The sequence below is a fragment of the Streptomyces sp. NPDC087263 genome (assembly GCF_044744645.1).
In the GTDB taxonomy this organism is placed as follows: domain Bacteria; phylum Actinomycetota; class Actinomycetes; order Streptomycetales; family Streptomycetaceae; genus Streptomyces.
Genome location: NZ_JBIUYT010000011.1, coordinates 159,697 through 184,865, shown reverse-complemented (window position 1 = coordinate 184,865; position 25,169 = coordinate 159,697). Strand labels below are relative to the sequence as shown.

The window sequence follows — 25,169 nt, the reverse complement described above, 5'->3', positions numbered from 1 at the left end:
AGGCTGTGATCATGAGCCGTATCGAAGCCCCGCGTGACGAGGTGACCGGGAACCTCGTCGACCGTCTCCTCGCCGGCCTGCCGACCGAAGCCGTCCTCACCGACCCGGACGTCACGGCCTCATACGCGAACGACATGGCGAGCTTCTGCGAGGCGGGCACCCCCGCAGTCGTCGTCCTGCCCCGCACCGTCGAGCAGGTCCAGCACGTCATGCGCGTCGCCACCGAGCTGCGCGTCCCCGTCGTCCCGCAGGGCGCCCGCACCGGCCTGTCCGGCGCCGCCAACGCCTCGGACGGCTGCATCGTGCTGTCCCTGGTGAAGATGGACCGGATCCTGGAGATCAACCCGGTCGACCGGATCGCGGTGGTCGAGCCGGGCGTCGTCAACGCGACCCTCTCGCGCGCCGTCAACGAACACGGCCTGTGCTACCCGCCGGACCCCTCCAGCTGGGAGATGTGCACGATCGGCGGCAACATCGGCACCGCGTCGGGCGGCCTGTGCTGCGTCAAGTACGGGGTGACCGCCGAGTACGTCCTCGGGCTGGACGTCGTCCTGGCCGACGGGCGGCTCATGAGCACCGGCCGCCGCACGGCGAAGGGCGTCGCCGGGTACGACCTCACCCGCCTCTTCGTGGGATCCGAGGGCTCGCTCGGCATCGTCGTACGGGCGACTCTCGCGCTGAAGCCGCAGCCGCCCGGGCAGCTCGTGCTGGCCGCCGAGTTCCCTTCGGCGCGGGCCGCGTGCGACGCCGTGGTCAAGGTGATGGAGGGCGGTCACGTGCCGTCCCTCCTCGAACTGATGGACCGTACGACGGTGAAAGCCGTCAACGAACTGGCCCACATGGGCCTCCCGGAGACCACCGAGGCCCTCCTCCTCGCCGCCTTCGACACCCACGACCCGGCCGCCGACCTCGCCGCGGTCGGCGCCCTGTGCGAGGCCGCGGGCGCCACCCAGGTCGTACCGGCCGAGGACGCGGCCGAGTCCGAACTGCTGCTCCAGGCACGGCGGCTGGCGCTCGTCGCGCTCGAAGCGGTCAAGGGCACCACGATGATCGACGACGTGTGCGTGCCGCGTTCCCGGCTCGGCGACATGCTCGAAGGCATCGAGCGCGTCGCCGACAAGTACGCCCTGACCATCGGGGTCTGCGCGCACGCCGGCGACGGCAATACCCACCCCACCGTCTGCTTCGACGCCTTGGACCCCGAGGAGTCCCGGCGCGCCCGCGAGTCCTTCGACGAGATCATGGCGCTCGGCCTGGAACTCGGCGGCACGATCACCGGCGAGCACGGCGTGGGCGTCCTGAAGAAGGAGTGGCTGGCACGCGAGATCGGCCCGGTGGGCGTCGAGATGCAGCGCGCGATCAAGGCGGCGTTCGACCCGCTGGGGCTCCTCAACCCCGGCAAGCTCTTCTGACGCACCTCTTTGCGGCCAAACCGCCGCCGCTCTCGCGGACGTGGCCGATCGCCGTTGTGGCTCCTCAATTGATGCTTGCGGTCGCTCACTCTCGTCCGTCCGTCGATTCGTCCGAGGGCCACGGGTCCCGCAGCCAAAGGTCGTCGGCCGGAGTCGGGGCAAGCAGCTCGGCGAGGCCGTCGTCGATGCCGAGCTGCTCCGCCTCAGAGCCCGGGGGGACCGCCCGGAGGGTGCGTTCCAGCCAGGCGGCCACCTGCGCGGCGGGCGCTTCGAGCAGCGCGTCGCCGTCGGGCGAGCTCAGTGCCATCAGCACGACACCGCGGCCCGCGACCTTCGTCGGCCACACCCGCACATCGCCGTGCCCGCACGGCCGGAACACCCCCTCGACGAGCAGTTCGCGGGCGAAGGTCCAGTTGACCGGATGGTCGGAGCCGACGTGGAAGGTGATGTGGACGGCGTACGGATCGTCGGTGCGGTAGCTGAGCCGAGCCGGGACAGGGATGCTGCGCTCGGGCGACAGGACGAGTTTGAGCTCCAGTTCGCGTTCCACCACGGTGTGCATGTCGATGCGTTTCCCTTCTCGTACGGGGCCCTTTGGGCGGGCCCGTACGAGTGGAGAGCGCGTGCGGGCGGAATCATTACGCGGGTTCCGAGAAGTTTTCTCGCCCTGTCTCCGGACGTAGCGGATCCATGCACGAACGGGGTGGGTACGGCGGGAGCGGCAGTGGCGGGTGCGCCGGTCTGATAGATGTGGATCCCCCCAAAAGCCCCCGAGCAGATACGGGACGACGGACATGAGCGCCCCAACCCCGGCACCCGGTGACGACAGGCCCCGCGAAGGGTATTACCCGGATCCCTCCATTCCTGGATATGTCCGGTATTGGAACGGTGCCGCCTGGGTACCGGGTACGAGCCGTCCGGCACCGTCCGACGGCGTACCTCCCGGCACGCCTGCGGCGTCCGTGCCCGCGCAGGGTCAGGCGCAAGGCCAGGCGCCGGCTCTCGCCGAGGAGACCGGGCCCTTCTTCTTCGACGAGGATCCGCAACAGTCCGGCGCTGCCCGGCAGGTGAGCCCGGCCGACGCCCAGCACGGCAGCCGTCCCGAGCCCGCGGCCGCGTGGGGCGCCGACCGCTCCCAGCAGTCCGGGTTCGGCCGCGGCCAGGACCGCCGGGTGTCCTGGGGCGCGCCCCAGGACACCGCCGACCCGCGCGTACCCCGGGCCTCGGGACCGGCCGACCCCGTCGTCCAGCCCGACGGCCGGTCCTCCCGCACGGACGGCACGGCGACGATCCCGCCCGCGGACTCGGGCAGCCCCCAGCACCCGGCGTCCGGCGGCAACGTGGTGTTCCGCCGCCCGACCGGACCGGTGCGGCCCGCGGGGGCGGAGGGGCCGTCCGGCACCGGCGCCGAGGACCTCCCCTCCGAGGGCACCATGACCTTCCGTCCGGTCTCCCCGCGCACGGCGCCGGAGCAGGGGAGCCCGGGCTCGGCAGCCTCCTCGGCCGGTGGCGGCTTCGGAGCCGGCCAGGCCGCCGCCCAGGCGGCCCAAGCCGCGGCCGCCCAGCCCGCTCCCGCCGTCGCGCAGAACCCCGCCGTCCCCCAGCAGGCGGGCGGCACCCCCACGACGTCCGGCATCGGCGGCGGACAGCCCTCCTGGGCCCAGCAGGTGCACCGGCTCGCGGGTGAGGAGGGGCAGCCTGTCGCGCCGTGGAAGCCGCCGGTCGAGGACATCTTCACGGCGGCCGCGCGCAGGCAGTCGGAGACGCGTCCCGCGGGCCTGGGCAGGCGGCTGGCCGCCCGGCTCGTGGACACCGTCGTGCTCGCCGGTGTCACCGCCGTGGCCGCCGTACCGCTGGGCACCAGGGCGATCGACCATGTCGACGAGAAGGTCGACGCGGCCAAGCTCTCCGGCGAGACCGTCACGGTCTGGCTGCTCGACGGCACGACCACCGTCTACCTCGGGATCGTCCTCGCCGTCCTCCTCCTCTTCGGCGTCCTCTACGACGCGCTGCCCACCGCCAGATGGGGCCGCACCCTCGGCAAGAAGCTGTGCGGCATCGCGGTGTGCGACATCGAGGGCCATGAGCCCCCGTCCTTCGGCTCGGCGCTGCGCCGCTGGCTCGTCTACGCCGTCACGGGCGTCCTCGGTGTCGGCGTCCTCGGTGTCCTGTGGTGCCTGTTCGACAAGCCGTGGCGCCAGTGCTGGCACGACAAGGCGGCCCACACCTTCGTGGCGGCGCGGTCGTAAGGCGCGCCGCCGCAGAGGGCGTACACGGCCACGGCTCATCGGCGTACCCGATCCGGTAGCCCGGACGGCCGCTCGCCGGATGCGGAGCCGGAGGGTTCGCGGTCCACTCGGGCCATGAGCAGCGAACCGCCGCCTCCAGGCTCCGGCCGGTCACCGGACGACGACCCGTTCAAGAAGCAGCCCCCGCCCGACGAGGGCGGCGGCTCCCCGTACGACCCCCCGTACGGCAGCCAACCCCCGCCGCCCGGCGACCAGCCGCCGCCGCCCCCCTTCGGCGGAGGCGGCGATCCCTACGGCGCGGGCGGCCCCTACGGCGGCGATCCGCTCGCCGGCATGCCGCCACTCGCGGACAGCGGCAAGCGGGTCCTTGCGCGGATCATCGACATGATCATCGTGGGCATCGTGGTGTGGCTGCTGTCGTGGGCGTTCGGGGTCACCGAGTACGACACGGACAAGATCGACACCGGCAGGTCCTTCGGGCAGTCGCTCGTCGCCGCCGTGCTCTACATCGGCTACGACACCGTCATGATCAGCCGCACCGGACAGACCCTCGGCAAGAGGCTGTTCAAGCAGCGCGTCGCCAACCTCGACAACGGCGCCACGCCCTCCGTGCAGACCACGCTGATCCGCTCGCTGGTCCTGTGGATCCCGTTCGCGTTCTGCTGCGCGTGCATCTGGACCGCGATCGCGGGCGGTTGGAGCTTCTTCGACAAGCCCTACAAGCAGGGCCTGCACGACAAGGCGGCCAAGACGGTGGTGGTCAGCACCGGTTGACCCTTCGACCGGCAGGGCGGTGGGGGAGCGGCAACGAAAACCGGCGGGTCCGTGAGACACGGGCCCGCCGGTTCGCGTATGCGGTGACGCTCTTGGGGTTCCCGGGATTACGGGTTCGCCGGCTCCCGTACGGGCTCGGAGGCCACGGACGCGGCCATGGACGCGGTCTCGCGCTGCGCGGGGACGCGCTTCGCCAGCACGGGCACGACGGGCACCCGCACGGTGCGCGCGGACTTCGGCAGCGGAACCGTCATGGCGACGAGGAGTCCGAGAACGAGTGCCGAGAGGGTGATCGCCACGATCCCCACGCCCGAACTCGTCTGAGACAGCAGCAGCATGGCGAGGGTGGAGAGGATCACGGTGCAGGAACCGTAGGCGAGCTGTGCGGCGGTCGGACGAGGCATGGCAGTCGTTCGAGGCATGGCAATCGTTTCCTCGGGTGGACGTGCTCCCCCCGGGTGCCTCTCGCGATGGGGGAGGGGGCGGATGAAGCATGGAGGGTGAGCCGGTGAATCGGGGGCCGACAACGGTGTCGACTTGGCAATCCATCGAAATTCCGACGTGCCGCCAAACGACTCTATTCGCCTGCATGCCCGAGTGGAACGGCCGGTAAGCGTGACCTAACCCACGGTGCCGGAGCACAGGGGGCGCACGGAGTCATCACGTCCAGGAAGTGGACGGCCGGGCGCGCCCGTTGAGCGGTGTGGTGGCCCTCCGGTAGAGCGAGCGGATGGCGAACGGCTGCTCCACATAGTGCAGTTGCCAGGTTCAAGTCAAGATCTGTCTTTTCTTTGGTAACTCCGGTCCAATGTCGTCACTTGACACGCGTACACGCGCGCGGACCCCATGACCTGGACCCCCTCCATCCGCGCGGGCGCGAGGGAGGACATCAAGTGACCAGCAGATCATGGACGTTCAGAGGGGCGGCGGTGGGCGTTGCCCTCGCCGCCGCCACTGCCACGTTCTCGACGTTCGCCGTGGCGCAGGCCGGCGCCGGTGCGTCGGCCCCGACGGTGGACCGCCGTGACCCGGCAGCGCCCGCCGCGAGCGACACCGAGCACGACCTCAAGGGCCCGTTCACGGACAGCGAGGCAGCTCAGCGCGAAGAGGCCCTTCAGCAGGTCATATCCGGCGAGGCGACGGCGCAGGAGCGCAACGGCTCGCAGGTGGTGCAGCTCAGCAAGGGCAAGTACGTCGAGCTCGCCCGCGAGAAGACCGACAAGATCTTCACCATCCTGGTCGAGTTCGGGGATCAGGTCGACCCCCGCTACGGCGGCACGGTCGGTCCGCTGCACAACGCGATAGCCGAGCCGGACCCCACCAAGGACAACAGCACGGCCTGGCAGGCGGACTACAGCCAGGAGCACTTCAACGAGCTCTACTTCGGCACCGGCAAGGGTGTCGACTCGATGAAGACGTACTACGAGAAGCAGTCGTCCGGCCGTTACTCGGTCGACGGTGAGGTCTCGGACTGGGTCAAGGTCCCCTACAACGAGGCCCGTTACGGCTCCAACGACGCGAACACCGGCGCCTGGTACGCGGTGCAGGACGGCGTCACCGCCTGGGTCGCGGCGCAGGAGGCAGCAGGCGCGACCGACGCGGAGATCAAGGCGCAGCTGGCCGAGTACGACCAGTGGGACCGCTACGACTTCGACGGCGACGGCAACTTCAACGAGCCCGACGGCTACATCGACCACTTCCAGATCGTGCACGCCGGTGAGGACGAGTCCGCGGGCGGCGGCGCCCAGGGCGCGGACGCCATCTGGGCGCACCGCTGGTACGCGTTCGGCACCGACTCCGGTGCCACCGGACCCGAGGGCAACAAGCTCGGCGGCGCCGCGATCGGCGACACCGGCATCTGGGTCGGCGACTACACCATCCAGCCGGAGAACGGCGGACTCGGCGTCTTCGCCCACGAGTACGGCCACGACCTCGGTCTGCCGGACCACTACGACACCAGTGGCGGCGAGAACTCCACCGGCTTCTGGACGCTGATGTCGTCCGGTTCCTGGCTCGGCACCGGTGAGGGCGAGATCGGCAACCTGCCCGGCGACATGACCGCCTGGGACAAGCTGCAGCTCGGCTGGCTCAACTACGACACGGCGAAGGCCGCGACGAAGTCGAAGCACACCCTGGGCGTCGCCGAGTACAACACCAAGAACGCGCAGGCGCTCGTGGTCGAGCTGCCCGAGAAGACGGTCACCAACGAGATCGTCGAACCGGCGCAGGGCGCGACCCAGTGGTGGAGCGGCAGCGGCGACGACCTCTCCAACACGCTGACCCGTTCGGTCGACCTGACGGGCAAGTCGGCGGCCACGCTGACCCTCGACGGCTGGTGGGACATCGAGGCCGGCTTCGACTACCTCTACACCGAGGTGTCCACCAACGGCGGCGCCAGCTGGACGGCCATCGACGGCACCGCGAACGGCGCGGCCATCAGCCGTGACGGCAGTGGCAAGCCGGCGCTCGACGGCACCACCGAGGCGTACACGAAGCTGTCGTACCCGCTGGACGCCTACGCGGGCCAGAACATCGGCCTGCGTTTCCGCTACGCGACCGACGGCGGCGTGGCCCAGAAGGGCTTCGCGGCCGACTCGATCTCCGTGACGGCGGACGGCGTTGCCCTCTTCTCGGACAACGCGGAGACCGCGGACGCGGCTTGGACCGTGGACGGCTTCTCCCGTGTCGGCGCGGCCATCACGGACGACTACGCGCAGTACTACATCGCCGAGAACCGTCAGTACGTGTCGTACGACAAGACCCTCAAGGTCGGCCCGTACAACTTCGGCTTCTCGACGACCCGTCCGGACTGGGTGGAGCACTTCCCGTACCAGAACGGCCTGTTGATCTGGAAGTGGGACACCTCCCAGGGGGACAACAACACCAGCGTCCACCCGGGCGCCGGTCTGGTGCTGCCGATCGACGCCCACCCGGCCGCACTCAAGTGGTCGGACGGCACGCTGATGCGCAGCCGCATCCAGTCCTACGACTCGCCCTTCAGCCTGTACCGGACCGACGGCCTCACGCTGCACAAGGCGGACGTGGCGACCAAGATCCCGTCGCAGAAGGGTGTCTCGGTCTTCAACGACCGCACCAGCACCTACTACGACACGAGCACCCCGCTCGCCGGGGTCAAGATCACTGACACCAACACGAAGATCACGATCGTCAAGGAGGCCTCGAACGGCTCCACGATCTCGCTCCAGGTCGCCCCTGCGGTGAAGTAAGCATCATTTCCCCAGGTCAGAGCATGATCGGCCGTGACCCCCTGGCGGGTCGCGGCCGATCGTGTTTAGGTGCGTCCTGTGATTCCCTTATTGACACCGGACCGCACGGGGGTGTGACTTTTCATGGCCGCAGGAGGTTTCTGCAAGCTGCCGAACGGCAGCGTGGTGGTGGCGCTGAACCTGCCCAGCCCGTCCGGCGCCTACGGATCGGCCGGCGGCGTGCGCGTGCTCGTACTGGCCCGGAACCGTGCCCGCGCGCTGACGAGGCTGCGCAATCTGGGGATGCGTGCGGTGTACCTGCGGGGCAACGCCCAGCCGCCCACCCCGGACGAGATCACCGCGGTCCTGCACCATCCCGACGGCCTGATATGGCGAACGGCGCCGGTCCCTGACAACGGTGTCGCCGTCACGGCGAACATCGGCCCGGAGCGCGTCCAGGAGCTCTGGCACCCGATCCGGGCGCTGATGCGCAGACCCACGGCGCCCCAAGGCCTGTAGGGCCCGTCTGGCGACGACGGGAATTGTCAGACAGGCCCCAGGGGCTCCCTGCGGGCCCTTGGGCGGGTCAGACCACCGGCTTGCCGGTCAGTTCCACGCCCGCGGCCCGCAGCTCCTCCAGCGCACGGTTCGTGGTCTCCTCGGCCACACCGGCCGTCAGGTCGAGCAGCACCTGCGTACGGAAGCCCTCGCGGGCGGCGTCCAGGGCGGTGGCGCGTACGCAGTGGTCGGTGGCGATGCCCACCACGTCCACCTCGTCGATCTCCCGGGCCCGCAGCCAGTCCGCCAGCGTCACGCCGTTCTCGTCGGCGCCCTCGAAGCCGCTGTAGGCCGCCGCGTACGCGCCCTTGTCGAAGACGGCGTCGATCGCGCCGGAGGCGACGACCGGGGCGAAGTTCGGGTGGAAGCCGACGCCCTCGGTGCCGGCCACGCAGTGCGCGGGCCAGGAGTGGACGTAGTCGGGGTTGTCGGCGAAGTGGCCACCGGGGGCGATGTGGTGGTCGCGGGTCGCCACGACATGGCGGTAGCCGGCGGGCGCCTGCCCGATCAGCTCCGTGACGGCGGCGGCCACGTCGGCGCCCCCGGCCACCGCGAGACTGCCCCCCTCGCAGAAGTCGTTCTGCACGTCTACGACGATCAAGGCGCGGCGCATGGTCGGTGTCCTTCGGCTCGGCGGGCGATCGGTGGCGTCCGTAAAGGGCGTCCGTAAAGGGCGTCGGTAAAGGGCTTCGGTAAAGGGGGGCCCGGCCTGTGGTTACCGAGCCTAGAGACTTCGAGTGCACTCCGGGAGGGGGCATTCGGCTGCCGCGCCGTGCCTCAGGGGGTGTGGAGGGGGCGCTTGTGCGGTGTGCAGGGGGCGTGGCCGTTGCATTCCCGCTCACCGGTTGTTCATGCGCCCGCCCCATGGCCGTACGGGGTACGTCAGACGTACTCCGTCGGGATGACCGCCTCCCCGCGCGAGAGCTGGGTCGCCGACAGCGGCAGGTTGGCGCGCGCCGCCGCATGCCGGTCCCGTACGACGTCCAGGGGTTCGCGGGCGACGACCTGACCGCCCTTGACCAGCTCGACCAGGAGCTGGCTGTCGGCCAGCTCGGCGGGCACCGGACCGACGCCGATCACCTCGGCCTCGGCGATCCCGTGCTCGTCCAGGCGCCGCGCGGCCCACTTGCGCCCGCCGATGGACGTCTTGCCGCCGGAGGATTTCTTGGCCACCGCCTCCAGCGGATCCTTCGGGTCCGCCGACTCGGCGCGGGCGACCAGCTTGTAGACCATGGAGCAGGTCGGATGGCCGGATCCCGTCACCAGCTGGGTGCCGACGCCGTACGCGTCCACGGGCGCCGCCGCCAGCGAGGCGATCGCGTACTCGTCCAGGTCGGAGGTCACGATGATCCGCGTGGCGGTCGCGCCCAGCTCGTCCAGTTGCTGGCGGACCCGGTGCGCGACGAGGAGAAGGTCCCCGGAGTCGATGCGGACGGCGCCCAGCTCGGGCCCGGCCACCTCGACGGCCAGCCGGACCGCCTCCGCGACGTCGTAGGTGTCCACGAGCAGCGTCGTGCCCCGGCCGAGTGAGTTCACCTGGGCCTGGAAGGCGTCCCGCTCGTGGTCGTGGAGCAGGGTGAAGGCGTGCGCCGACGTCCCCACGGTCGGGATGCCGTAGCGGAAACCGGCGGCCAGGTCGGAGGTGGTCGTGAAGCCACCGACGTACGCGGCCCGTGCGGCGGCCACGGCGGCCAGCTCGTGGGTGCGCCGGGCGCCCATCTCGATCAGCGGGCGCCCGCCCGCCGCCGAGGTCATCCGGGAGGCGGCGGCCGCGATCGCCGAGTCGTGGTTGAGGATCGAGAGGATCACGGTCTCCAGGAGCACGCACTCCGCGAACGAGCCCTCGACCCGCAGGACCGGCGAGCCCGGGAAGTACACCTCGCCCTCCGGGTAGCCCCAGATGTCGCCGCCGAAGCGGTAGCCGGCGAGCCAGTCCAGGGTCGGCTCGTCCACGATCTTGCGCTCACGCAGAAAGCCGAGGACGTCCGCGTCGAAGCGGAAGTTCTCGACGGCGTCGAGAACGCGTCCGGTCCCGGCCACCACGCCGTAGCGCCGCCCCTCGGGCAGCCTCCGGGTGAAGACCTCGAAGACCGAGCGCCGCTCGGCCGTCCCCGCCGCCAGGGCGGCCTGCAGCATCGTCAGCTCGTACTGGTCGGTGAAGAGCGCCGTAGAGGGGACGTCCACCGGCAGCCCAAGGTCCGCTGTGTTCATAGGACCGGATCGTACCCCCATCTCGTCACTCTGACGATTTGTGGGTCCGGGTTTGTGGGACCCACCGGCGATGGGGAGTCCGTTTGTGCGAGTACCCCCCTCTGGTGGCAGCATGGGCCGTGTGACGGCTCCCGCACCCCTAGAGACCGAGAAGACCGAGTCGGCGGAGGAGGTCTTCGCCGTACCCGAGCCGGACGTCCCCTGGCTGACGATCGTCCACAACGACCCGGTCAACCTCATGAGCTACGTGACGTATGTCTTCCAGACGTACTTCGGCTACACCAAGGACAAGGCCACCAAGCTCATGATGGACGTCCATCACAAGGGCCGGGCGGTGGTCTCCAGCGGAACCCGCGAGGAGATGGAGCGCGACGTACAGGCCATGCACGGCTACGGTCTGTGGGCCACCCTTCAACAAGACCGCAAGTAGCCACAGCAGGACCGGAAACAGCCCGAGCCCTGGAAACCCCGAGCAGGACCGGAAGCAGCGAACTCACTCCATGCCTGGACACTTCGAACCGATCCCCGGCGGCGGCGCGGCCGTCGCGCTCGACGAGGTCGAGATCTCCATCATCCGCTCCCTCGCCGTCCAGCTCCTGGAGCTCATCGGTCCCGGGCCGGCCGAGAACGCCGCCGACGACCCGCTCGCCGAACTGTTCGCGGAGGGTCCCAGCGAGCCGCCCTCCGACCCCGTGCTGCAACGCCTCTTCCCCGACGCGTACAGCGGCCCCGACGTCGAGGCCCACTCGCCCGAGCAGGCCGAGGAACAGCGCGCCCACTCCTCGGAGTTCCGCCGCTTCACCGAGAACGACCTGCGCGCGGGCAAGCGCGGATGCGCCCTCACGGTGATCCGCTCACTGGACGCGGTGGCATCCGGCGACGGCGGGGCGGTCGTCAAACTGTCCGCAGACGAGGCCGAGCAGTGGCTGCGCGCCCTGAACGACCTGCGCCTGGCGATCGGCGCCCGGCTCGACGTCGTCGCCGAGGAGGACACCGACCTCCTCTACCGCCTGCCGGACGAGGACCCGCGCAAGCCGATGGTGATGGCCTATCTGTGGCTGGGCGGCCTCCAGGAGACGCTCGTCGAAGCCCTGATGTCCTGAGCCGCGGCGGGGTCCGGGTTCGTTCAGGAGATGCTCGTCGAAGCGCTGATGTCCTGAGCCGCGGCGGGGTCCGGGTTCGCTCAGGAGACGTTCGTCGAAGCGCTGATGCCCTGATCCACCACGAGGTCCGCGCTCGCTCGCAGGACGCTCAGAGGACGCTCAAATCCGGATAACGATCACGTCACCATGACCGCGTCCTATGGGGCGCGGTTCGTCGTTTGTCCGGGTCTTTCTGTGGCGTGCGCAACATGACCCCCCGTCGACCAACATTGCGGCCGTGATAAATCTTCACGACCGCCCGACAGGACACCACCCAGGTCCGGTCGGGTGCGCCACCGAGCCGGCGGATCGCCGGCCAGGCACAGCTCCACGTATCCGGGGGGATCGGAACCCGATCCGAGGCCAAGGAATGGCCCGGACCGGCATGGAGAAAGGCGCACCACACATGACCTCGTCGCAGGTCGACCAGACCGACGAGCCGAGTGCCGGCAGTGCGGCCGTGGGCGGCGACGCCCCCGAAGAGGGGTACGAGCGCGGGCTCGGCAGCCGTCAGGTCCAGATGATCGCGATCGGCGGCGCCATCGGCGTCGGCCTCTTCCTGGGCGCCGGGGCGAACATCGCCAAGGCCGGGCCCAGCCTCATCCTCATGTACGCCCTCGCCGGCGTGATCATCTTCTTCATCATGCGGGCGCTCGGCGAACTGCTGCTCTACCGCCCGGTGTCGGGCTCCTTCGCGGAGTACTCCCGCGAGTTCCTCGGCCCGTTCTTCGGCTACTTCACCGGCTGGACGTACTGGCTGATGTGGGTCGTCACCGGCATGGCGGAGCTCACCGCCGCCGCGATCTACGTCAACTACTGGTTCCCGTCGGTCCCCCGGTGGGCGACGGCCCTGGTCTTCCTGGTCGTCCTCTTCGTGGCCAACCTGATCTCGGTGAAGCTCTTCGGCGAGATCGAGTTCTGGTTCTCGATGGTCAAGGTCACCGCGCTCATCGGCATGATCGTGATCGGCCTCGGCGTCCTCACCTTCGGCTTCAGCGCGGCCGGTGACACCGCCACCGTCGCCAACCTCTATCAGGTCGACGGCTTCTTCCCCAAGGGCATCGGCTCCTCCCTGATGACCCTCCAGGGCGTCATGTTCGCCTACCTGGCGGTCGAACTGGTCGGCGTCACGGCGGGCGAGTCCGAGAATCCCGAGAAGACCCTCCCCAAGGCGATCAACACCCTGCCCTGGCGCATCGCGCTCTTCTACGTCGGCGCCCTCACCGTCATCCTCTGCGTCGTGAAGTGGACGGAGTTCGCACCGGGAGTCAGCCCCTTCGTCGAGGCCTTCGCGAAGATCGGCATCCCGGCGGGCGCGGCCATCGTCAACTTCGTGGTCCTCACCGCCGCCCTGTCGTCCTGCAACTCGGGCATGTACTCCACGGGCCGCATGCTGCGCACCCTGGCGGACAGCGGAGAGGCCCCGAAGGTCTTCAGCAGGCTCTCCTCGACCAAGACCCCGGCGTTCGGCATCACCGTCTCCGTGCTCTTCATGGGCATCGGCGTGATCCTGAACTACATCGTCCCGGAGAAGGCCTTCGGCTACGTCGTCTCGGTCGCCACCGCGGCCGGCATCTGGACCTGGCTGATGATCCTGATCAGCCACATCCTGTACCGCCGCGCGGTCGACGCCGGGCGCCTGCCCGCCTCCGCCTTCCCGGCCCCGGGCGGCGCGAAGCTCAGCTGGGTCGCGGTCGTCTTCCTGCTCTTCGTCACCTGCCTGATCGCGTACGACGCCGACTCCCGCGTCTGCCTGTACGTGATGGCAATCTGGGCCGCGGCCCTGGGCATCGGCTGGGCCATCCTCAAGGTGCGGAACCCGCAGGTCGCCGAGCACCGCGACCCGGCCTTCGAGAAGACCGGCTGACCTTCCCGGTTCCACCATGCGGGCTGCCCCGTACCACTCCTCGGTACGGGGCAGCCTTCTGCTTATCCTGGCGAACATGCTGACCATCACCCAGGCCCTGTTCGACCAGATCGTCGCGCACGCGCGCCAGGACCACCCCGACGAGGCGTGCGGCGTCGTAGCGGGCCCGGAGGGCACCGACCGCCCCGAGCGCTTCGTCCCGATGCTCAACGCGGCCCGCTCACCCACGTTCTACGAGTTCGACTCCGGCGACCTGCTGAAGCTGTACCGCGAGCTGGACGACCGCGACGAGGAGCCCGTCGTCATCTACCACTCGCACACGGCGACCGAGGCATACCCCTCCCGCACCGACATCGCCTACGCCAACGAGCCGGGCGCGCACTACGTGCTGGTCTCCACGGCGGACTCGGACGACGCCGGGCCCTTCCAGTTCCGCTCCTACCGGATCGTCGAGGGCGTGGTGACGGAGGAGGAGATCAAGGTGGTGGAGGCGTACGCAGCCCCGTAACGGTGCGACGGTCCCGCATTTCGGTCAGAATTCATCCAGCATCTGAGATCACACTCCGGGATCCGGACCGGGAATCGATACGATGACCCCATGGTTCTCCACGACGTGAGCGACAAGACGCCGGGCATGCTGCTCGTGGCGCGGCTGCACGTCGACCTGTGCCGGCTGCAGAGCGCCATCTGTACGCGCTGACCCTGCCGCCGCCGTACGGCCGTGAGCCGCGGCTCCGCAAACCGGCGTACACCCTGACCCACCGCGCTGCCGCGCGCCCACCGACCTGACTTTCCTCCCGACAGGAGCCCGCAACCATGGCCATCGAGGTCCGCATCCCCACCATCCTCCGCACCTACACCGACGGTCAGAAGGCCGTCGAGGGCGGCGGGGAGACCCTCGCCGAGCTGTTCGCCGACCTCGACACCCGGCACACGGGCATCCAGGCCCGCATCGTGGACGGCGGCGAACTGCGCCGCTTCGTCAACGTCTACCTGAACGACGAGGACGTCCGCTTCCTCGAAGGCATCAACACCAAGCTGACCGACGGCGACAACGTGACGATCCTGCCGGCCGTCGCCGGCGGCATGGTCTGATCGGGCTCTGATCACTGATGCGTTACGACTCCCCGCTCGCCGCGGTGGGCAACACCCCTCTGGTGCGCCTGCCGCGGCTCTCGCCGTCCCCGGACGTGCGTATCTGGGCCAAGCTTGAGGACCGCAATCCGACCGGCTCGGTCAAGGACCGTCCGGCCCTGCACATGGTCGAACAGGCGGAGAAGGACGGCCGGTTGACGCCCGGCTGCACGATCCTGGAGCCGACGTCCGGCAACACCGGCATCTCGCTGGCCATGGCGGCGAAGCTCAAGGGTTACCGCATGGTCTGCGTCATGCCGGAGAACACCTCGCGGGAGCGGCGCGAGCTGCTGGGCATGTGGGGCGCCGAGATCATCCCCTCGCCCGCGGCCGGCGGCTCCAACACCGCCGTGCGCGTCGCCAAGGAGCTCGCCGCCGAGCACCCGGACTGGGTGATGCTCTACCAGTACGGCAACCCCGACAACGCGGGCGCCCACTACGCCACGACCGGCCCGGAGATCCTCGCCGACCTCCCCTCCATCACCCACTTCGTGGCGGGCCTCGGCACCACCGGCACCCTCATGGGCGTCGGCCGCTTCCTGCGCGAGCACAAGCCCGACGTGAAGATCGTCGCCGCCGAGCCGCGCTACGACGACCTCGTCTACGGACTCCGCAACCTGGACGAGGGCTTCGTCCCCGAGCTGTACGACGCGTCCGTCCTCACCACCCGCTTCTCGGTCGGCTCCGCCGACGCGGTCACCCGCACCCGGGAGCTGCTCCAGCAGGAGGGCATCTTCGCGGGCGTCTCCACCGGCGCCGCGCTGCACGCCGCGATCGGCGTCGGCAAGAAGGCCCTCGCCGCGGGGGAGTCCGCCGACATCGCGTTCGTCGTCGCCGACGGGGGCTGGAAGTACCTGTCGACGGGGGTCTATACGGCCGCGACGACGGAGGAAGCGATCGAGAGGGTGCAGGGGCAGTTGTGGGCCTAGGCATTTCAGCCCGTCCGGCGTTCGAGGACGAGCGCGTTCAGCGCGAAGTGGGGGTCTGGGGGCGGTAGCCCCCAGGACAAGGGACGGGCAGGGGCGGAGGGGGCGAAATCCTCCCCACCTCAGCCCGCCAGGTACCTCACCTGGTCCCACAGCACCGGATCCACCACTCCCACCCGCCGCCGGAAGTCCCGCACCGGGACCTCCCGCAGCTCGTCCGTCTCCAGGAAGCTCGCCCGCCCCCGGGCATCGCCGACCGCGCCGGGCGGCAGCGGAATCACCCCGGCCCGCTCGTCGTGGTACTTGCTGGTGATCTTCGCGACGGTGACCACCTCGCCCCGCACCCCCAGCACGAGACACGGCCGGTCCTTGCCCCCGGGCCCGTCCTCGTAGGGAACGCTCGCCCACCAGATCTCCGCCGCCCGAGGCCGCGGCACCCGCCGGGGCCCACGCGGCCGCCCGGGCGGCCGGGTACGCCGGGACGGCCGACGCCCCCGCCCCCAGCCGTCCACGAGCGCCGCGACCAGCGCGAGCAGCACCACGGCCGCCAGCGCGAGCCACCAGGACGTGTCCATAGCAACGAAGGTACCGGTGCGTCCCGCCGGCCGCCCCCTGCCCGGACTAGGCGGCCCCGCCCAAGGTCCATCCGAACCGGTGACAACACAGGTGAGTTCGCCCACAACGGCCCCTGGTGGAGGAGCGACCGGCCCTTTTGCGCCTTACGCTCGACGGACCGCACGACCCCCGTTTCCCGTATCTGCTCCGAGTGTCTGCACTGAGGATCCGCTCACCGCGTCCACTCCCTGCACTTCCTGTCAGCGCGGAGGTTCCAGCTCATATGAAGCTCACCGTCGTCGGCTGCTCGGGGTCGTTCCCGTCCGCGGAATCGGCCTGCTCGAGCTACCTCGTAGAGGCCGACGGCTTCCGGCTGCTTCTCGACATGGGCAATGGTGCCCTTGGCGAGCTGCAGCGCCACTGCGGTCTTTACGACCTCGACGCGATCTTCCTCAGCCATCTGCACGCCGACCACTGCATCGACATGTGCGCGTACTTCGTCGCGCGCTACTACCGCCACGACGGCGGCCGCGCCGGCCCGATCCCCGTCTACGGACCCGAGGGCACGGAGCACCGCCTGACCACCGCCTACGCGGACACGCCCACCGCCTCGTCGATGAGCGAGGTGTTCGACTTCCACACGGTCAAGCCGGGCACGTTCGAGGTCGGCCCGTTCACCCTGCACACGGACCGGGTGCGCCACCCCGTGGAGGCGTACGGCATCCGCGTGGAGCACGGCGGACGTGCGCTGACCTACTCCGGGGACACGGGCGTGTGCGAGTCCCTCGACGAACTCGCCCGCGACAGCGACCTATTCCTCTGCGAAGCCGCGTTCACGCACGGCAAGGAGAACATCCCCGACCTCCACCTCAACGGCCGCGAGGCAGGCGAGACCGCCACCCGCTCCGGCGCCCGCAAGCTCGTCCTCACCCACATCCCGCCTTGGACGGACCCCCAGATCAACCTGGCGGACGCGCGCGCGGTGTACAGCGGGCCGGTGGAGCTGGCGGCGCCCAGGATGTCGTACGAGATCTAGAGCCGGTAACAGGGAGGGCCCCGGAACCGAACGGTTCCGGGGCCCTCCCTGCTGTACGAGCTCATGTCGTACGACCTCAGGCAGTACGAGCGAGGCTCACACCTTGGTGAGGTCCTCGACCTCCTCGTCGGGCTCGCGGCCCGGGGTGGGGAGGTTCCACTTGATGATCGCGAAGCGGAAGACGACGTAGTAGATGACGCCGAAGACGAGGCCGATCGGGATGATCAGCCAGGGCTTGGTGGCCAGGTTCCAGTTCAGGGCGTAGTCGATGAAGCCGGCGGAGAAGGTGAAGCCGTCGTGGACGCCGAGCCCCCAGGTGACCGCCATCGAGAGGGCGGTGAGCACCGCGTGGATCCCGTACAGCACGGGCGCGATGAACATGAAGGAGAACTCGATCGGCTCGGTGATGCCGGTGACGAACGAGGTCAGGGCGAGCGAGATCATCATGCCGAGGACGGCCTTGCGGCGCTCCGGGCGCGCGGTGTGCGCGATCGCCAGCGCGGCGGCCGGCAGGCCGAACATCATGATCGGGAAGAAGCCGGACATGAACTGGCCGGCGGTCGGGTCACCCGCGAAGAAGCGGTTGAGGTCGCCGTGGACGACTGCACCGGTGGCGGGGTTCGTGTAGTCGCCGAGCTGGAACCAGGAGACCGTGTTCACGAACTGGTGCATGCCAACCGGGATCAGCGCGCGGTTGATCAGACCGAACAGGCCCGCACCCAGCGAGCCCAGGCCGGTCATCCACTCGCCGAAGTTGGAGATGACCTCACCGATCGGCTCCCAGACCAGACCGAAGAGGACACCCATCGCGGTGCCGACGAAGGCCATGATGATCGGGACGAGTCGGCGGCCGTTGAAGAAGCCGAGCCAGTCGACCAGCTTGGTGCGGTGGAACTTCTGCCACAGCACGGCCGACAGCAGACCCATGATGATGCCGCCGAGGACACCGGGGTTGTTGTACGTCGCGGCTACGTCCGCGCCCGCCTGGACCTTGGCCTCGGTGACGGGGAAGGCCTTGAGCACATTGCTGTAGACAAGGAAGCCGACGAGGGCGGCGAGGGCCGTGGAGCCGTCCGACTTCTTGGCGAAGCCGATCGCGACGCCTATACAGAAGAGCAGCGGCAGGTTGTCGAAGATCGCGCCACCGGCGGTGGCGAAGACCGCCGTCAGCTTGTCGGGGAAGCTGAACTTGTCGTGGATGTCCGGCTGCCCGAACCGCAGCAGGATGCCCGCCGCCGGCAGCACGGCGATCGGAAGCTGGAGACTGCGGCCGACTTTCTGCAGGCCCTGGAACAGACCGGATCCCCGCTTCTTCGCGGGTGCCGCCGTTGTGGTGGCGGTGCTCATAGTTCCTCCATGTACCGGAGCTGCCCGGGGGGACGAGAAGGGGGGAAACGGGGGTGAAACGGGTGGTAGGCAGCTTCACGTGGTCTACACCACTTGGTGGTGTAGACCTGTTTTAGCACGGTGAAGGTGGGATAAGGAACCCGCCAATTTTGTGGCCTGGGCCATACCGGAAGAAGCGGTCGCAAGTATTCGTATTCATGACGAAGGGCCCCCGGACCAGGAGGTCCGAGGGCCCTTGAGCAGGGAAGGTCTACGCGCGGGTGTGGTAAAGGATCATGCCTTGGTGGTGTCCTCGCGATCCTCGTCCGGCTCCCGCCCCGGCGTCTTCAGGTCGAACTTGGTGATCGCGAAACGGAAGACCACGTAGTACACGACGGCGAAGCACAACCCGATCGGGATGATCGCCCAAGGCCTGGTCGCCAGATTCCAGTTGATGACGTAGTCGATCAGACCCGCGGAGAAACTGAAGCCGTCGTGCACCCCCAGGCCCCACGTCACCGCCATCGAGACACCGGTGAGCAGCGCGTGCACCGCGTACAGCAACGGCGCGATGAACACGAAGGAGTACTCGATCGGCTCGGTGATGCCCGTGACGAACGAGGTCAGCGCGATCGACAACATCAGACCGCCAACCTCCTTGCGGCGATGGGGCTTTGCGCAGTGCGTCATGGCCAGACAGGCGGCCGGCAGCGCGAACATCATGATGGGGAAGAAGCCCGAGGTGAACTGCCCCGCGTTCGGGTCGCCTGCCAGGAACATGTTGATGTCACCGTGCACCACCGTCCCGTCCGGCTTGGTGTACGTGCCGAACTGGAACCAGATGGGCACGTTCAGGAACTGGTGCAGACCGATCACCAGCAGCGCGCGGTTGGCGATACCGAACACACCCGCGCCCCAGGCGCCGAGCCCGACCAACCAGTCGCTGAAGTTCTGCAGCCCGTCACCGATCGGCGGCCACACCCACAGACACAACGCGGCAAACGCGATCGCGACGAACGACATGATGATCGGCACCAGCCGGCGCCCGTTGAAGAAGCCGAGCCAGTCCACCAGCTTCGTACGGTGGAAACGCTGCCAGAAGTACGCGGACAGCAACCCGATGACGATGCCGCCGAAGACTCCGGGATTCTGATAGGAGAAGACGGCCACCGTGCCGTCCGACGCCTGACAGCCGGCCGCCACCTTCTGTGCCCCGCTCGCACAGTCCACCGGGAACTGACGCAGCACGTTGTAATAGACGAGGAACCCCGCGACCGCAGCCAGCGCCGTCGACCCGTCCGACTTCTTCGCCATCCCGATGGCCACGCCCACACAGAACAACAACGGCAGCCCCAGCGAGCCGTCCAGCAGCGCGCCACCGGCACCCGCCATCACCTTCGAGACGTTCGTCCAGCCAAGACCGTCGTCACCGAACACGTCCGGCTGACCCAGCCGGTTGAGAATGCCCGCGGCCGGCAGTACGGCGATGGGAAGCTGAAGACTCCGGCCCATCTTCTGCAGGCTCTGGAACAGGTTGCTCCAGGGCGTGCGCGCGGGTGCGGCGGCACTGCTGGCACTCATGGGCGTCCTCCGGGCGGAACCGGGCTTGGCGCCCGTTCGTCGACTGGTGTAGACCAGTCCATGAACGGTCGCGCTGTCGTGAACGCCATGATTCGGTACCCATGGCATGACCGCTCGCGAAGATGGGCCAACTGTGGGTTACTGCGACAAAGCGGTTCGGATCAGGGAGTAGGACATGGCCACCAAGGCTGAGAAGATCGTCGCCGGGCTCGGCGGCATCGAGAACATCGAAGAGGTCGAAGGCTGCATCACACGCCTCCGCACCGAGGTCATCGACCCGAGCAAGGTCGACGAAGCCGCCCTGAAGGCCGCCGGCGCCCACGGCGTCGTCAAGATGGGCACCGCCATCCAGGTCGTCATCGGCACCGACGCCGACCCGATCGCGGCGGACATCGAAGACATGATGTGAACCACCACGCCTGCTGAGCCCGCGCGGCTCAAGCCGGTACGGCACAAGCCGGTACGGCACAAACCCGCGCGACTCACCCCTGAGGGGCTGCTTCCGTAACCGGCGGCAGCCCCTCACCCGTATACGGCTAGGCTCATCGCCATGTCTCGCATCGACGGCCGCACCCCCGAACAGCTGCGCCCCATCACCATCCAGCGTGGCTGGAGCAAGCACGCCGAGGGCTCCGTCCTCGTCTCCTTCGGCGACACCAAAGTCTTCTGCACCGCCTCCGTCACCGAAGGCGTCCCGCGCTGGCGCAAGGGCAGCGGAGAGGGCTGGGTCACCGCCGAGTACTCGATGCTCCCGCGCGCCACCAACACTCGCGGCGACCGCGAGTCCGTCCGCGGCAGGATCGGCGGACGCACCCACGAGATCTCCCGCCTCATCGGGCGCTCCCTGCGCGCCGTCATCGACTACAAGGCACTCGGCGAGAACACCATCGTCCTCGACTGCGACGTCCTCCAGGCCGACGGCGGCACCCGCACCGCCGCGATCACCGGCGCCTACGTCGCCCTCGCCGACGCCGTCACCTGGGCCCAGGGCAAGAAGCTCGTCAAGGCCGGCCGCCAGCCCCTCACCGGCACCGTGTCAGCGGTCTCCGTCGGCATCGTCGGCGGAATCCCGCTCCTTGACCTCTGCTACGAAGAGGACGTGCGGGCCGACACCGACATGAACGTCGTCTGCACCGGCGACGGCCGCTTCGTCGAGGTCCAGGGCACCGCCGAGGCCGAGCCCTTCGACCGCAAGGAACTGAACGCCCTGCTCGACCTCGCCGTCGCCGGCTGCGACGAGCTGGCCGCCGTACAGCGCGCGGCACTTGAGGCAACCACCAGTTAACCCTTCGCGTTCTAAGGGGTACGGGCGTACGGTCCAGCCGTGCGCCCCAGCCCGGCCCCGGCACGGGGCCCGGCCGACCGCACCAAGGGGTCGATCACGCCAAGGCGTCGATCACGCCAAAGGGTCGATCACACCAAGGGGTTGACTACATCTTGCCCACGGGGAGGGACCGTTCCATGGCCGCGCGCCACCGCCGACGCACCGCCGCATTCGCCATCATCGCCGCACTCGTCGCCATACCGGCGGCAGTCGGCTGCGACGCCGTCAACAAGGCCCTGGACTGCGTCCAGACCGCCGACGCCATCGCCGACAGCGTCACCGACCTCCAGCAGGCCGTCGAGAACGCGGCGGAGGACCCGACGCAGACCGACGAGTCCCTCAACTCGATCGAGCAGAACCTCGACGAAATCGGCGACAAGACCGACAACGCCGACGTCAACAAAGCGGTCGACGACCTCAACACGGCTGTCGCCAACGTCCGTACCGCCGTCAAGAACGGCGACGAGACACCCGACATCAGCCCGGTCACGGACGCGGCCGGTGAACTGACCAAGGTCTGCACGCCGTAACCGTCACGCGGGGGCTTGGGGAAACTGTCACAGGGGCTCGGGGGACCTGCCACGCAGGGGCTCGGGGGAAACTGTCACGCAGGGGCTTGGGGATCCTGCCACACAGGGCCTTGGGGATACTGAGGGCATGACCCGCCTGATCCTCGCCACCCGCAACGCCGGAAAAATCACCGAGCTGAAGGCGATCCTCGCCGACGCAGGTCTCACCCACGACCTCGTCGGCGCGGACGCCTACCCCGACATCCCCGACGTCAAGGAAACCGGCGTCACCTTCGCCGAGAACGCCCTCCTCAAGGCCCACGCCCTCGCCCGGGCCACCGGCCTCCCCGCCGTCGCCGACGACTCCGGCCTCTGCGTCGACGTCCTGGGTGGCGCCCCCGGCATCTTCTCCGCCCGCTGGGCGGGGCGGCACGGCGACGACGCCGCGAACCTGGCCCTGCTCCTGGCCCAGCTCGGCGACATCGCCGACGAGCATCGGGGGGCCCACTTCGCGTGCGCGGCGGCGCTTGCTCTGCCGGACGGGACGGAGCGGGTTGTCGAGGGGCAGCTGAGGGGCTCGCTGCGGCACGCTCCCGCCGGTACGAACGGCTTCGGGTACGACCCGATCCTCCAGCCGGAGGGGGAGACGCGGACGTGCGCGGAGATGGACCCCGCGGAGAAGAACGCGATCAGCCACCGGGGGAAGGCGTTCCGGGGGCTGGTGCCGGTGGTTCGGGAGTTGTTGGGCTGAGGGCGGATACGAGAACGGCCTGCGAATCCTGCGATTCGCAGGCCGTTTGCTGTGCGGCGGAAGGGATTCGAACCCTCAAGCCGTTTCACGGGCCACAGATCCTAAGTCTGCTGTGTCACCTCTGCACCACCGCCGCTAGACGCTTGTCATCGTACCGGTCACGCGGTTGCGGGTGCGCGGGGGTTTGTGTCACGCCGTTTCTCGGCTTCGACTGCCTCCCCTGCACCAGGTACTGGTGATCGCGTGGCAGTTGGGGCACAGCAGTCGGAGGTTCTCGCGTCGGTCGTCACTCCAGTCGCCGTTGATGTGGTCGATCTCCAGGGTCATGGGCTTGCCGAGCCATTCCGGGCCAATGCCGCACCTGGCGCACTCTTCGACTACGCCGACCTCGTTGAGCGCTCGACGGAGGCGCATTGTCGTCGTCCGGTGCTTGCCGTTGTGCTGCACCAGAACATCCTCGGGGCGCTTGGCGTTCGAGGCCCGCCTTCCTTGCCGGTGTGCCTGCCCCAGGAAGTGTGCCGTCGTGAGGTGATCGTCGGCGATCCACTTGCGCAGCTTTTTCCGCTGCGCAGCGGTGTCAGTGCGGCCTAGGCGTCGCAGCAACTCTGCCAGGGAAGCAGACTCGGCGACGGCCCCCCGTAACTCGTCGGCAGCGGGCCGTGCGTGCCTGCCGCAGGGGCCGAAGTGCGAGATGTCGATGCCGAAGTGGGCGAACCGTTTGGTGAGGTACTTGCGGAGGTAGCCGTACGGTCGGGTGCCGAAGAACGCAATGACCTCGTCGAGGTCGGAACACCGAGTTGCTGCCTCCACCAGGCGCTCGCGGGTGTACTGCACGCTGCTCGTCATGAGGCGCGCCCCTTGCCACGCCCACGATAACTGTCCGTCGTCGAGTGGCAGTTGGGGCAAAGCAGCCTCAGGTTCTCGATGCGGTTGTTCCGCCAGTTGCCGTCGACGTGATCGACCTCCAAGGGGAGCGGCTCCCCGAGCCACACCCCTTCGATCCCGCAGAGGGCGCAGCGCTCCGCCACGCCCAGTTCTCCAATCGCCCTCTTCAGACGGCTGCTTGGGACCCGCCTGGCGTGTGCCGACGTGTCTACGGTGAGGATCTCTTCGGCAGTTCGGCGGCGCTGGTTGTACCGCTGCCGCTCCGTGCGGACCACTGGCGTGAAGTGCGAAGTGTCGATGCAGTAGGCCTTGATGCGGCGGGAGATGTTCGTATGGTGTCCGCCGACGACCTCGAGCCCGAGCCGCCGTAGAACCTCGTTGACGCTTGCCGACGCTGCGACCACCGGCTCAAGGATGTCCCTCGTCCACTTGGCACCCTCCCGCTCGAAGTGCGAGACGTTCACCCCCAGCTTCTTCATCCGATCGGAGATGTACCGCCGCTTCCAGCTCTTCGGATCCACCCGCAACTTCCCCAACGCTTCCGACAACGTCCGCGACCAGCTCGCCGCCTCCTCCAGGCGCTCCCTGGTGTACGGGCTGACCGGCATGGTTCCCCTCCGTTCCGGCCACACGTTCGCGACCTCGTACGGAGTAACGAACCGTTTATCGGACAGTCACGCCCGGAACGTGAAACGGCCCGTACCGGATCGGGCCGGTACGGGCAGTTCCCCAAGCAAGAGGACCGTCAGATCCCCAGATCCTTGATGATCTTCGCGACGTGGCCCGTGGCCTTCACGTTGTAGAAGGCGTGTTCGATCTTGCCTTCCTCGTCGACGACGACCGTGGAGCGGATGACGCCGACGTACGTCTTGCCGTAGTTCTTCTTCTCGCCGTAGGCGCCGTAGGCCTCGATGACGGTGGTGTCGGGGTCGCCGACGAGCGTCACCTTCAGGTTCTCCTTCTCGCGGAACTTGGCGAGCTTTTCGGGCTTGTCGGGGGAGACGCCGATGACGTCGTAGCCGGCGGTCGCCAGGACGTCGAGGTTGTCGGTGAAGTCGCAGGCCTGCTTCGTGCAGCCGGGCGTCAGGGCGGCCGGGTAGAAGTAGACGATGACCTTGCGGCCCTTGTGGTCGGCGAGGGAGACCTCGTTGCCGTCGGCGTCGGGCAGGGTGAAGGCGGGGGCGGTGTCGCCGGGCTGGAGTCGCTCGCTCATCGGTACCTCACGTGGCCGGGGTGGGTGGATATGGGTCAGGGACTACAGAACGAGCGTAATGGGGGTGCCGAGGGGTGCGTCGCCGCCGGAGCTGACAGACTGTCGGGAGCAAAGGGCCAGATACACGATCATGGGAGGCAGCGCGGTGCCGGACACGTCGGACACGTCGGATACCAGGACTCCGGCGCAGATCGAGGCGGACATCAAGCGCCGCCGCGAAACCCTCGCCGAGACGCTCGATGAGATCGGCGTGCGCGTGCACCCGAAGACCATCGTCGGGGACGCGAAGGCCAAGGTCACCTCCCATATCGATCACACGCTGGGGCGCGCGTACGTCGGCGTCAACCGGGTCGTCAGCGATGTGAAGGGGCAGTTCGTCAGCGAGGAGGGCGCGCCGCGGCTCGAACGCATCGTGCCGGTGGCCCTTGTCGTGGTCGGGATCGTCGGGCTGCTGGCCGTCGGCTCCCGTCGGCGCAAGCGCTGACCCGGCGGCGTACGGACCGGTCGAGG

28 protein-coding genes and 1 tRNA gene are annotated in these 25,169 nt (G+C 68.9%); 18 read left to right on the top strand and 11 right to left on the bottom strand.

What is annotated here, in order from left to right:
• The first annotated feature begins 5 nt into the window (after positions 1-5).
• A complete protein-coding gene (locus tag ACIPC1_RS32100; RefSeq protein ID WP_402523326.1) occupies positions 6-1,412 on the top strand; it encodes an FAD-binding oxidoreductase in 1,407 nt (468 codons plus the stop codon).
• Positions 1,413-1,497: 85 nt separating this feature from the next.
• Here the strand turns inward: ACIPC1_RS32100 and ACIPC1_RS32095 are convergent, their stop codons facing one another.
• Positions 1,498-1,974, bottom strand: a complete 477-nt coding sequence (locus ACIPC1_RS32095) for an SsgA family sporulation/cell division regulator (RefSeq protein ID WP_402523323.1) — start codon at positions 1,972-1,974, stop codon at positions 1,498-1,500.
• Between the two features lie 232 nt (positions 1,975-2,206).
• On the opposite strand from ACIPC1_RS32095, the gene ACIPC1_RS32090 reads away from it, so the two are divergent.
• Entirely contained in the window at positions 2,207-3,661 is a 1,455-nt protein-coding gene (locus ACIPC1_RS32090) for an RDD family protein (RefSeq protein ID WP_402523321.1), read from the top strand.
• Positions 3,662-3,775: 114 nt separating this feature from the next.
• Positions 3,776-4,435, top strand: coding sequence for an RDD family protein (locus tag ACIPC1_RS32085; protein WP_402523318.1), 660 nt, complete (start codon positions 3,776-3,778; stop codon positions 4,433-4,435).
• 107 nt (positions 4,436-4,542) lie between these two features.
• Here ACIPC1_RS32085 and ACIPC1_RS32080 read toward each other — a convergent pair whose 3' ends face one another.
• Complete coding sequence (locus ACIPC1_RS32080) at positions 4,543-4,839, bottom strand: hypothetical protein (protein ID WP_402523549.1); 297 nt, start codon at positions 4,837-4,839, stop codon at positions 4,543-4,545.
• 489 nt (positions 4,840-5,328) lie between these two features.
• Between ACIPC1_RS32080 and ACIPC1_RS32075 the strand changes: the two genes are divergently transcribed.
• The gene (locus ACIPC1_RS32075) at positions 5,329-7,662 is read left to right on the top strand and encodes an immune inhibitor A domain-containing protein (RefSeq protein WP_402523316.1); all 2,334 of its coding nucleotides are present in this window, start codon (positions 5,329-5,331) and stop codon (positions 7,660-7,662) included.
• Positions 7,663-7,785: 123 nt separating this feature from the next.
• A complete protein-coding gene (locus tag ACIPC1_RS32070) occupies positions 7,786-8,160 on the top strand; it encodes a hypothetical protein (protein WP_402523314.1) in 375 nt (124 codons plus the stop codon).
• Between the two features lie 67 nt (positions 8,161-8,227).
• Here the strand turns inward: ACIPC1_RS32070 and ACIPC1_RS32065 are convergent, their stop codons facing one another.
• Together ACIPC1_RS32065 and ACIPC1_RS32060 are read right to left on the bottom strand one after the other, a co-directional pair.
• Positions 8,228-8,812, bottom strand: coding sequence for an isochorismatase family protein (locus tag ACIPC1_RS32065; protein WP_384375619.1), 585 nt, complete (start codon positions 8,810-8,812; stop codon positions 8,228-8,230).
• A 269-nt stretch (positions 8,813-9,081) separates the two neighbouring features.
• Positions 9,082-10,410 carry a nicotinate phosphoribosyltransferase gene (locus tag ACIPC1_RS32060; RefSeq protein ID WP_402523311.1) on the bottom strand — a complete coding sequence of 443 codons (1,329 nt, stop codon included), beginning with the start codon at positions 10,408-10,410 and terminating at the stop codon, positions 9,082-9,084.
• A gap of 112 nt (positions 10,411-10,522) precedes the next feature.
• On the opposite strand from ACIPC1_RS32060, the gene clpS reads away from it, so the two are divergent.
• The 7 genes from clpS to ACIPC1_RS32025 all read left to right on the top strand — a co-directional run bounded on the left by clpS (position 10,523) and on the right by ACIPC1_RS32025 (position 15,482).
• Positions 10,523-10,840 carry an ATP-dependent Clp protease adapter ClpS gene (clpS, locus tag ACIPC1_RS32055; protein WP_384375623.1) on the top strand — a complete coding sequence of 106 codons (318 nt, stop codon included), beginning with the start codon at positions 10,523-10,525 and terminating at the stop codon, positions 10,838-10,840.
• Positions 10,841-10,910: 70 nt separating this feature from the next.
• Complete coding sequence (locus ACIPC1_RS32050) at positions 10,911-11,513, top strand: DUF2017 domain-containing protein (RefSeq protein ID WP_384375626.1); 603 nt, start codon at positions 10,911-10,913, stop codon at positions 11,511-11,513.
• Positions 11,514-11,958: 445 nt separating this feature from the next.
• Positions 11,959-13,419: an amino acid permease gene (locus ACIPC1_RS32045; protein WP_402523307.1), complete on the top strand. Its 1,461-nt coding sequence runs from the start codon at positions 11,959-11,961 to the stop codon at positions 13,417-13,419.
• A gap of 76 nt (positions 13,420-13,495) precedes the next feature.
• On the top strand, positions 13,496-13,927 hold the full coding sequence (locus ACIPC1_RS32040) for a Mov34/MPN/PAD-1 family protein (RefSeq protein ID WP_402523305.1): 432 nt from the start codon (positions 13,496-13,498) through the stop codon (positions 13,925-13,927).
• Between the two features lie 90 nt (positions 13,928-14,017).
• Positions 14,018-14,119, top strand: a complete 102-nt coding sequence (locus ACIPC1_RS32035) for a putative leader peptide (RefSeq protein WP_384375635.1) — start codon at positions 14,018-14,020, stop codon at positions 14,117-14,119.
• 116 nt (positions 14,120-14,235) lie between these two features.
• Positions 14,236-14,514, top strand: coding sequence for a MoaD/ThiS family protein (locus tag ACIPC1_RS32030; RefSeq protein ID WP_402523301.1), 279 nt, complete (start codon positions 14,236-14,238; stop codon positions 14,512-14,514).
• A 17-nt stretch (positions 14,515-14,531) separates the two neighbouring features.
• The gene (locus ACIPC1_RS32025) at positions 14,532-15,482 is read left to right on the top strand and encodes a PLP-dependent cysteine synthase family protein (RefSeq protein WP_402523299.1); all 951 of its coding nucleotides are present in this window, start codon (positions 14,532-14,534) and stop codon (positions 15,480-15,482) included.
• A gap of 119 nt (positions 15,483-15,601) precedes the next feature.
• Here ACIPC1_RS32025 and ACIPC1_RS32020 read toward each other — a convergent pair whose 3' ends face one another.
• Complete coding sequence (locus tag ACIPC1_RS32020; RefSeq protein WP_402523297.1) at positions 15,602-16,054, bottom strand: type II toxin-antitoxin system PemK/MazF family toxin; 453 nt, start codon at positions 16,052-16,054, stop codon at positions 15,602-15,604.
• Positions 16,055-16,317: 263 nt separating this feature from the next.
• On the opposite strand from ACIPC1_RS32020, the gene ACIPC1_RS32015 reads away from it, so the two are divergent.
• Entirely contained in the window at positions 16,318-17,070 is a 753-nt protein-coding gene (locus ACIPC1_RS32015) for an MBL fold metallo-hydrolase (protein ID WP_402523294.1), read from the top strand.
• Positions 17,071-17,166: 96 nt separating this feature from the next.
• Here the strand turns inward: ACIPC1_RS32015 and ACIPC1_RS32010 are convergent, their stop codons facing one another.
• Both ACIPC1_RS32010 and ACIPC1_RS32005 read right to left on the bottom strand, forming a co-directional pair.
• Complete coding sequence (locus ACIPC1_RS32010) at positions 17,167-18,417, bottom strand: PTS transporter subunit EIIC (RefSeq protein ID WP_402523292.1); 1,251 nt, start codon at positions 18,415-18,417, stop codon at positions 17,167-17,169.
• Positions 18,418-18,690: 273 nt separating this feature from the next.
• On the bottom strand, positions 18,691-19,977 hold the full coding sequence (locus tag ACIPC1_RS32005; RefSeq protein WP_402523289.1) for a PTS transporter subunit EIIC: 1,287 nt from the start codon (positions 19,975-19,977) through the stop codon (positions 18,691-18,693).
• A gap of 175 nt (positions 19,978-20,152) precedes the next feature.
• On the opposite strand from ACIPC1_RS32005, the gene ACIPC1_RS32000 reads away from it, so the two are divergent.
• The 4 genes from ACIPC1_RS32000 to rdgB all read left to right on the top strand — a co-directional run bounded on the left by ACIPC1_RS32000 (position 20,153) and on the right by rdgB (position 22,561).
• The gene (locus ACIPC1_RS32000) at positions 20,153-20,386 is read left to right on the top strand and encodes a glucose PTS transporter subunit EIIB (protein WP_112449866.1); all 234 of its coding nucleotides are present in this window, start codon (positions 20,153-20,155) and stop codon (positions 20,384-20,386) included.
• A gap of 141 nt (positions 20,387-20,527) precedes the next feature.
• Positions 20,528-21,262, top strand: a complete 735-nt coding sequence (gene rph, locus ACIPC1_RS31995; protein WP_402523286.1) for a ribonuclease PH — start codon at positions 20,528-20,530, stop codon at positions 21,260-21,262.
• A 176-nt stretch (positions 21,263-21,438) separates the two neighbouring features.
• Positions 21,439-21,831: a hypothetical protein gene (locus tag ACIPC1_RS31990; protein ID WP_402523284.1), complete on the top strand. Its 393-nt coding sequence runs from the start codon at positions 21,439-21,441 to the stop codon at positions 21,829-21,831.
• Positions 21,832-21,958: 127 nt separating this feature from the next.
• The gene (gene rdgB / locus ACIPC1_RS31985; protein WP_402523281.1) at positions 21,959-22,561 is read left to right on the top strand and encodes an RdgB/HAM1 family non-canonical purine NTP pyrophosphatase; all 603 of its coding nucleotides are present in this window, start codon (positions 21,959-21,961) and stop codon (positions 22,559-22,561) included.
• A 52-nt stretch (positions 22,562-22,613) separates the two neighbouring features.
• Here the strand turns inward: rdgB and ACIPC1_RS31980 are convergent.
• From ACIPC1_RS31980 to bcp, 4 genes are all read right to left on the bottom strand, one after another.
• Positions 22,614-22,697: transfer RNA gene (locus ACIPC1_RS31980), tRNA-Leu, on the bottom strand.
• Positions 22,698-22,750: 53 nt separating this feature from the next.
• Positions 22,751-23,407 carry an HNH endonuclease gene (locus ACIPC1_RS31975; protein ID WP_402523279.1) on the bottom strand — a complete coding sequence of 219 codons (657 nt, stop codon included), beginning with the start codon at positions 23,405-23,407 and terminating at the stop codon, positions 22,751-22,753.
• Positions 23,404-24,054 (bottom strand): HNH endonuclease signature motif containing protein, encoded by a 651-nt coding sequence (locus ACIPC1_RS31970; RefSeq protein WP_402523276.1) that lies wholly within the window; start codon positions 24,052-24,054, stop codon positions 23,404-23,406. The genes ACIPC1_RS31975 and ACIPC1_RS31970 overlap by 4 nt, the downstream gene beginning before the upstream one ends.
• A gap of 137 nt (positions 24,055-24,191) precedes the next feature.
• Positions 24,192-24,659, bottom strand: coding sequence for a thioredoxin-dependent thiol peroxidase (bcp, locus tag ACIPC1_RS31965; RefSeq protein WP_402523274.1), 468 nt, complete (start codon positions 24,657-24,659; stop codon positions 24,192-24,194).
• Between the two features lie 130 nt (positions 24,660-24,789).
• Here bcp and ACIPC1_RS31960 point away from each other — a divergent pair, with 130 nt between their 5' ends.
• Positions 24,790-25,143 carry a DUF3618 domain-containing protein gene (locus ACIPC1_RS31960; protein WP_402523272.1) on the top strand — a complete coding sequence of 118 codons (354 nt, stop codon included), beginning with the start codon at positions 24,790-24,792 and terminating at the stop codon, positions 25,141-25,143.
• Positions 25,144-25,169: the final 26 nt, after the last annotated feature.

Excerpts from the sequence above, each read along its gene's own strand:
- ACIPC1_RS32095 (WP_402523323.1), bottom strand. The coding sequence starts at position 1,974 with ATGCACACCGTGGTGGAACGCGAACTGGAGCTCAAACTCGTCCTGTCG.
- ACIPC1_RS32090 (WP_402523321.1), top strand. The coding sequence starts at position 2,207 with ATGAGCGCCCCAACCCCGGCACCCGGTGACGACAGGCCCCGCGAAGGG.
- ACIPC1_RS32085 (WP_402523318.1), top strand. The coding sequence starts at position 3,776 with ATGAGCAGCGAACCGCCGCCTCCAGGCTCCGGCCGGTCACCGGACGAC.
- ACIPC1_RS32080 (WP_402523549.1), bottom strand. The coding sequence starts at position 4,839 with ATGCCTCGTCCGACCGCCGCACAGCTCGCCTACGGTTCCTGCACCGTG.
- ACIPC1_RS32070 (WP_402523314.1), top strand. The coding sequence starts at position 7,786 with ATGGCCGCAGGAGGTTTCTGCAAGCTGCCGAACGGCAGCGTGGTGGTG.
- ACIPC1_RS32065 (WP_384375619.1), bottom strand. The coding sequence starts at position 8,812 with ATGCGCCGCGCCTTGATCGTCGTAGACGTGCAGAACGACTTCTGCGAG.
- ACIPC1_RS32060 (WP_402523311.1), bottom strand. The coding sequence starts at position 10,410 with ATGAACACAGCGGACCTTGGGCTGCCGGTGGACGTCCCCTCTACGGCG.
- clpS (WP_384375623.1), top strand. The coding sequence starts at position 10,523 with ATGGGCCGTGTGACGGCTCCCGCACCCCTAGAGACCGAGAAGACCGAG.
- ACIPC1_RS32050 (WP_384375626.1), top strand. The coding sequence starts at position 10,911 with ATGCCTGGACACTTCGAACCGATCCCCGGCGGCGGCGCGGCCGTCGCG.
- ACIPC1_RS32045 (WP_402523307.1), top strand. The coding sequence starts at position 11,959 with ATGACCTCGTCGCAGGTCGACCAGACCGACGAGCCGAGTGCCGGCAGT.
- ACIPC1_RS32040 (WP_402523305.1), top strand. The coding sequence starts at position 13,496 with ATGCTGACCATCACCCAGGCCCTGTTCGACCAGATCGTCGCGCACGCG.
- ACIPC1_RS32035 (WP_384375635.1), top strand. The coding sequence starts at position 14,018 with ATGGTTCTCCACGACGTGAGCGACAAGACGCCGGGCATGCTGCTCGTG.
- ACIPC1_RS32030 (WP_402523301.1), top strand. The coding sequence starts at position 14,236 with ATGGCCATCGAGGTCCGCATCCCCACCATCCTCCGCACCTACACCGAC.
- ACIPC1_RS32025 (WP_402523299.1), top strand. The coding sequence starts at position 14,532 with ATGCGTTACGACTCCCCGCTCGCCGCGGTGGGCAACACCCCTCTGGTG.
- ACIPC1_RS32020 (WP_402523297.1), bottom strand. The coding sequence starts at position 16,054 with ATGGACACGTCCTGGTGGCTCGCGCTGGCGGCCGTGGTGCTGCTCGCG.
- ACIPC1_RS32015 (WP_402523294.1), top strand. The coding sequence starts at position 16,318 with ATGAAGCTCACCGTCGTCGGCTGCTCGGGGTCGTTCCCGTCCGCGGAA.
- ACIPC1_RS32010 (WP_402523292.1), bottom strand. The coding sequence starts at position 18,417 with ATGAGCACCGCCACCACAACGGCGGCACCCGCGAAGAAGCGGGGATCC.
- ACIPC1_RS32005 (WP_402523289.1), bottom strand. The coding sequence starts at position 19,977 with ATGAGTGCCAGCAGTGCCGCCGCACCCGCGCGCACGCCCTGGAGCAAC.
- ACIPC1_RS32000 (WP_112449866.1), top strand. The coding sequence starts at position 20,153 with ATGGCCACCAAGGCTGAGAAGATCGTCGCCGGGCTCGGCGGCATCGAG.
- rph (WP_402523286.1), top strand. The coding sequence starts at position 20,528 with ATGTCTCGCATCGACGGCCGCACCCCCGAACAGCTGCGCCCCATCACC.
- ACIPC1_RS31990 (WP_402523284.1), top strand. The coding sequence starts at position 21,439 with ATGGCCGCGCGCCACCGCCGACGCACCGCCGCATTCGCCATCATCGCC.
- rdgB (WP_402523281.1), top strand. The coding sequence starts at position 21,959 with ATGACCCGCCTGATCCTCGCCACCCGCAACGCCGGAAAAATCACCGAG.
- ACIPC1_RS31975 (WP_402523279.1), bottom strand. The coding sequence starts at position 23,407 with ATGACGAGCAGCGTGCAGTACACCCGCGAGCGCCTGGTGGAGGCAGCA.
- ACIPC1_RS31970 (WP_402523276.1), bottom strand. The coding sequence starts at position 24,054 with ATGCCGGTCAGCCCGTACACCAGGGAGCGCCTGGAGGAGGCGGCGAGC.
- bcp (WP_402523274.1), bottom strand. The coding sequence starts at position 24,659 with ATGAGCGAGCGACTCCAGCCCGGCGACACCGCCCCCGCCTTCACCCTG.
- ACIPC1_RS31960 (WP_402523272.1), top strand. The coding sequence starts at position 24,790 with ATGGGAGGCAGCGCGGTGCCGGACACGTCGGACACGTCGGATACCAGG.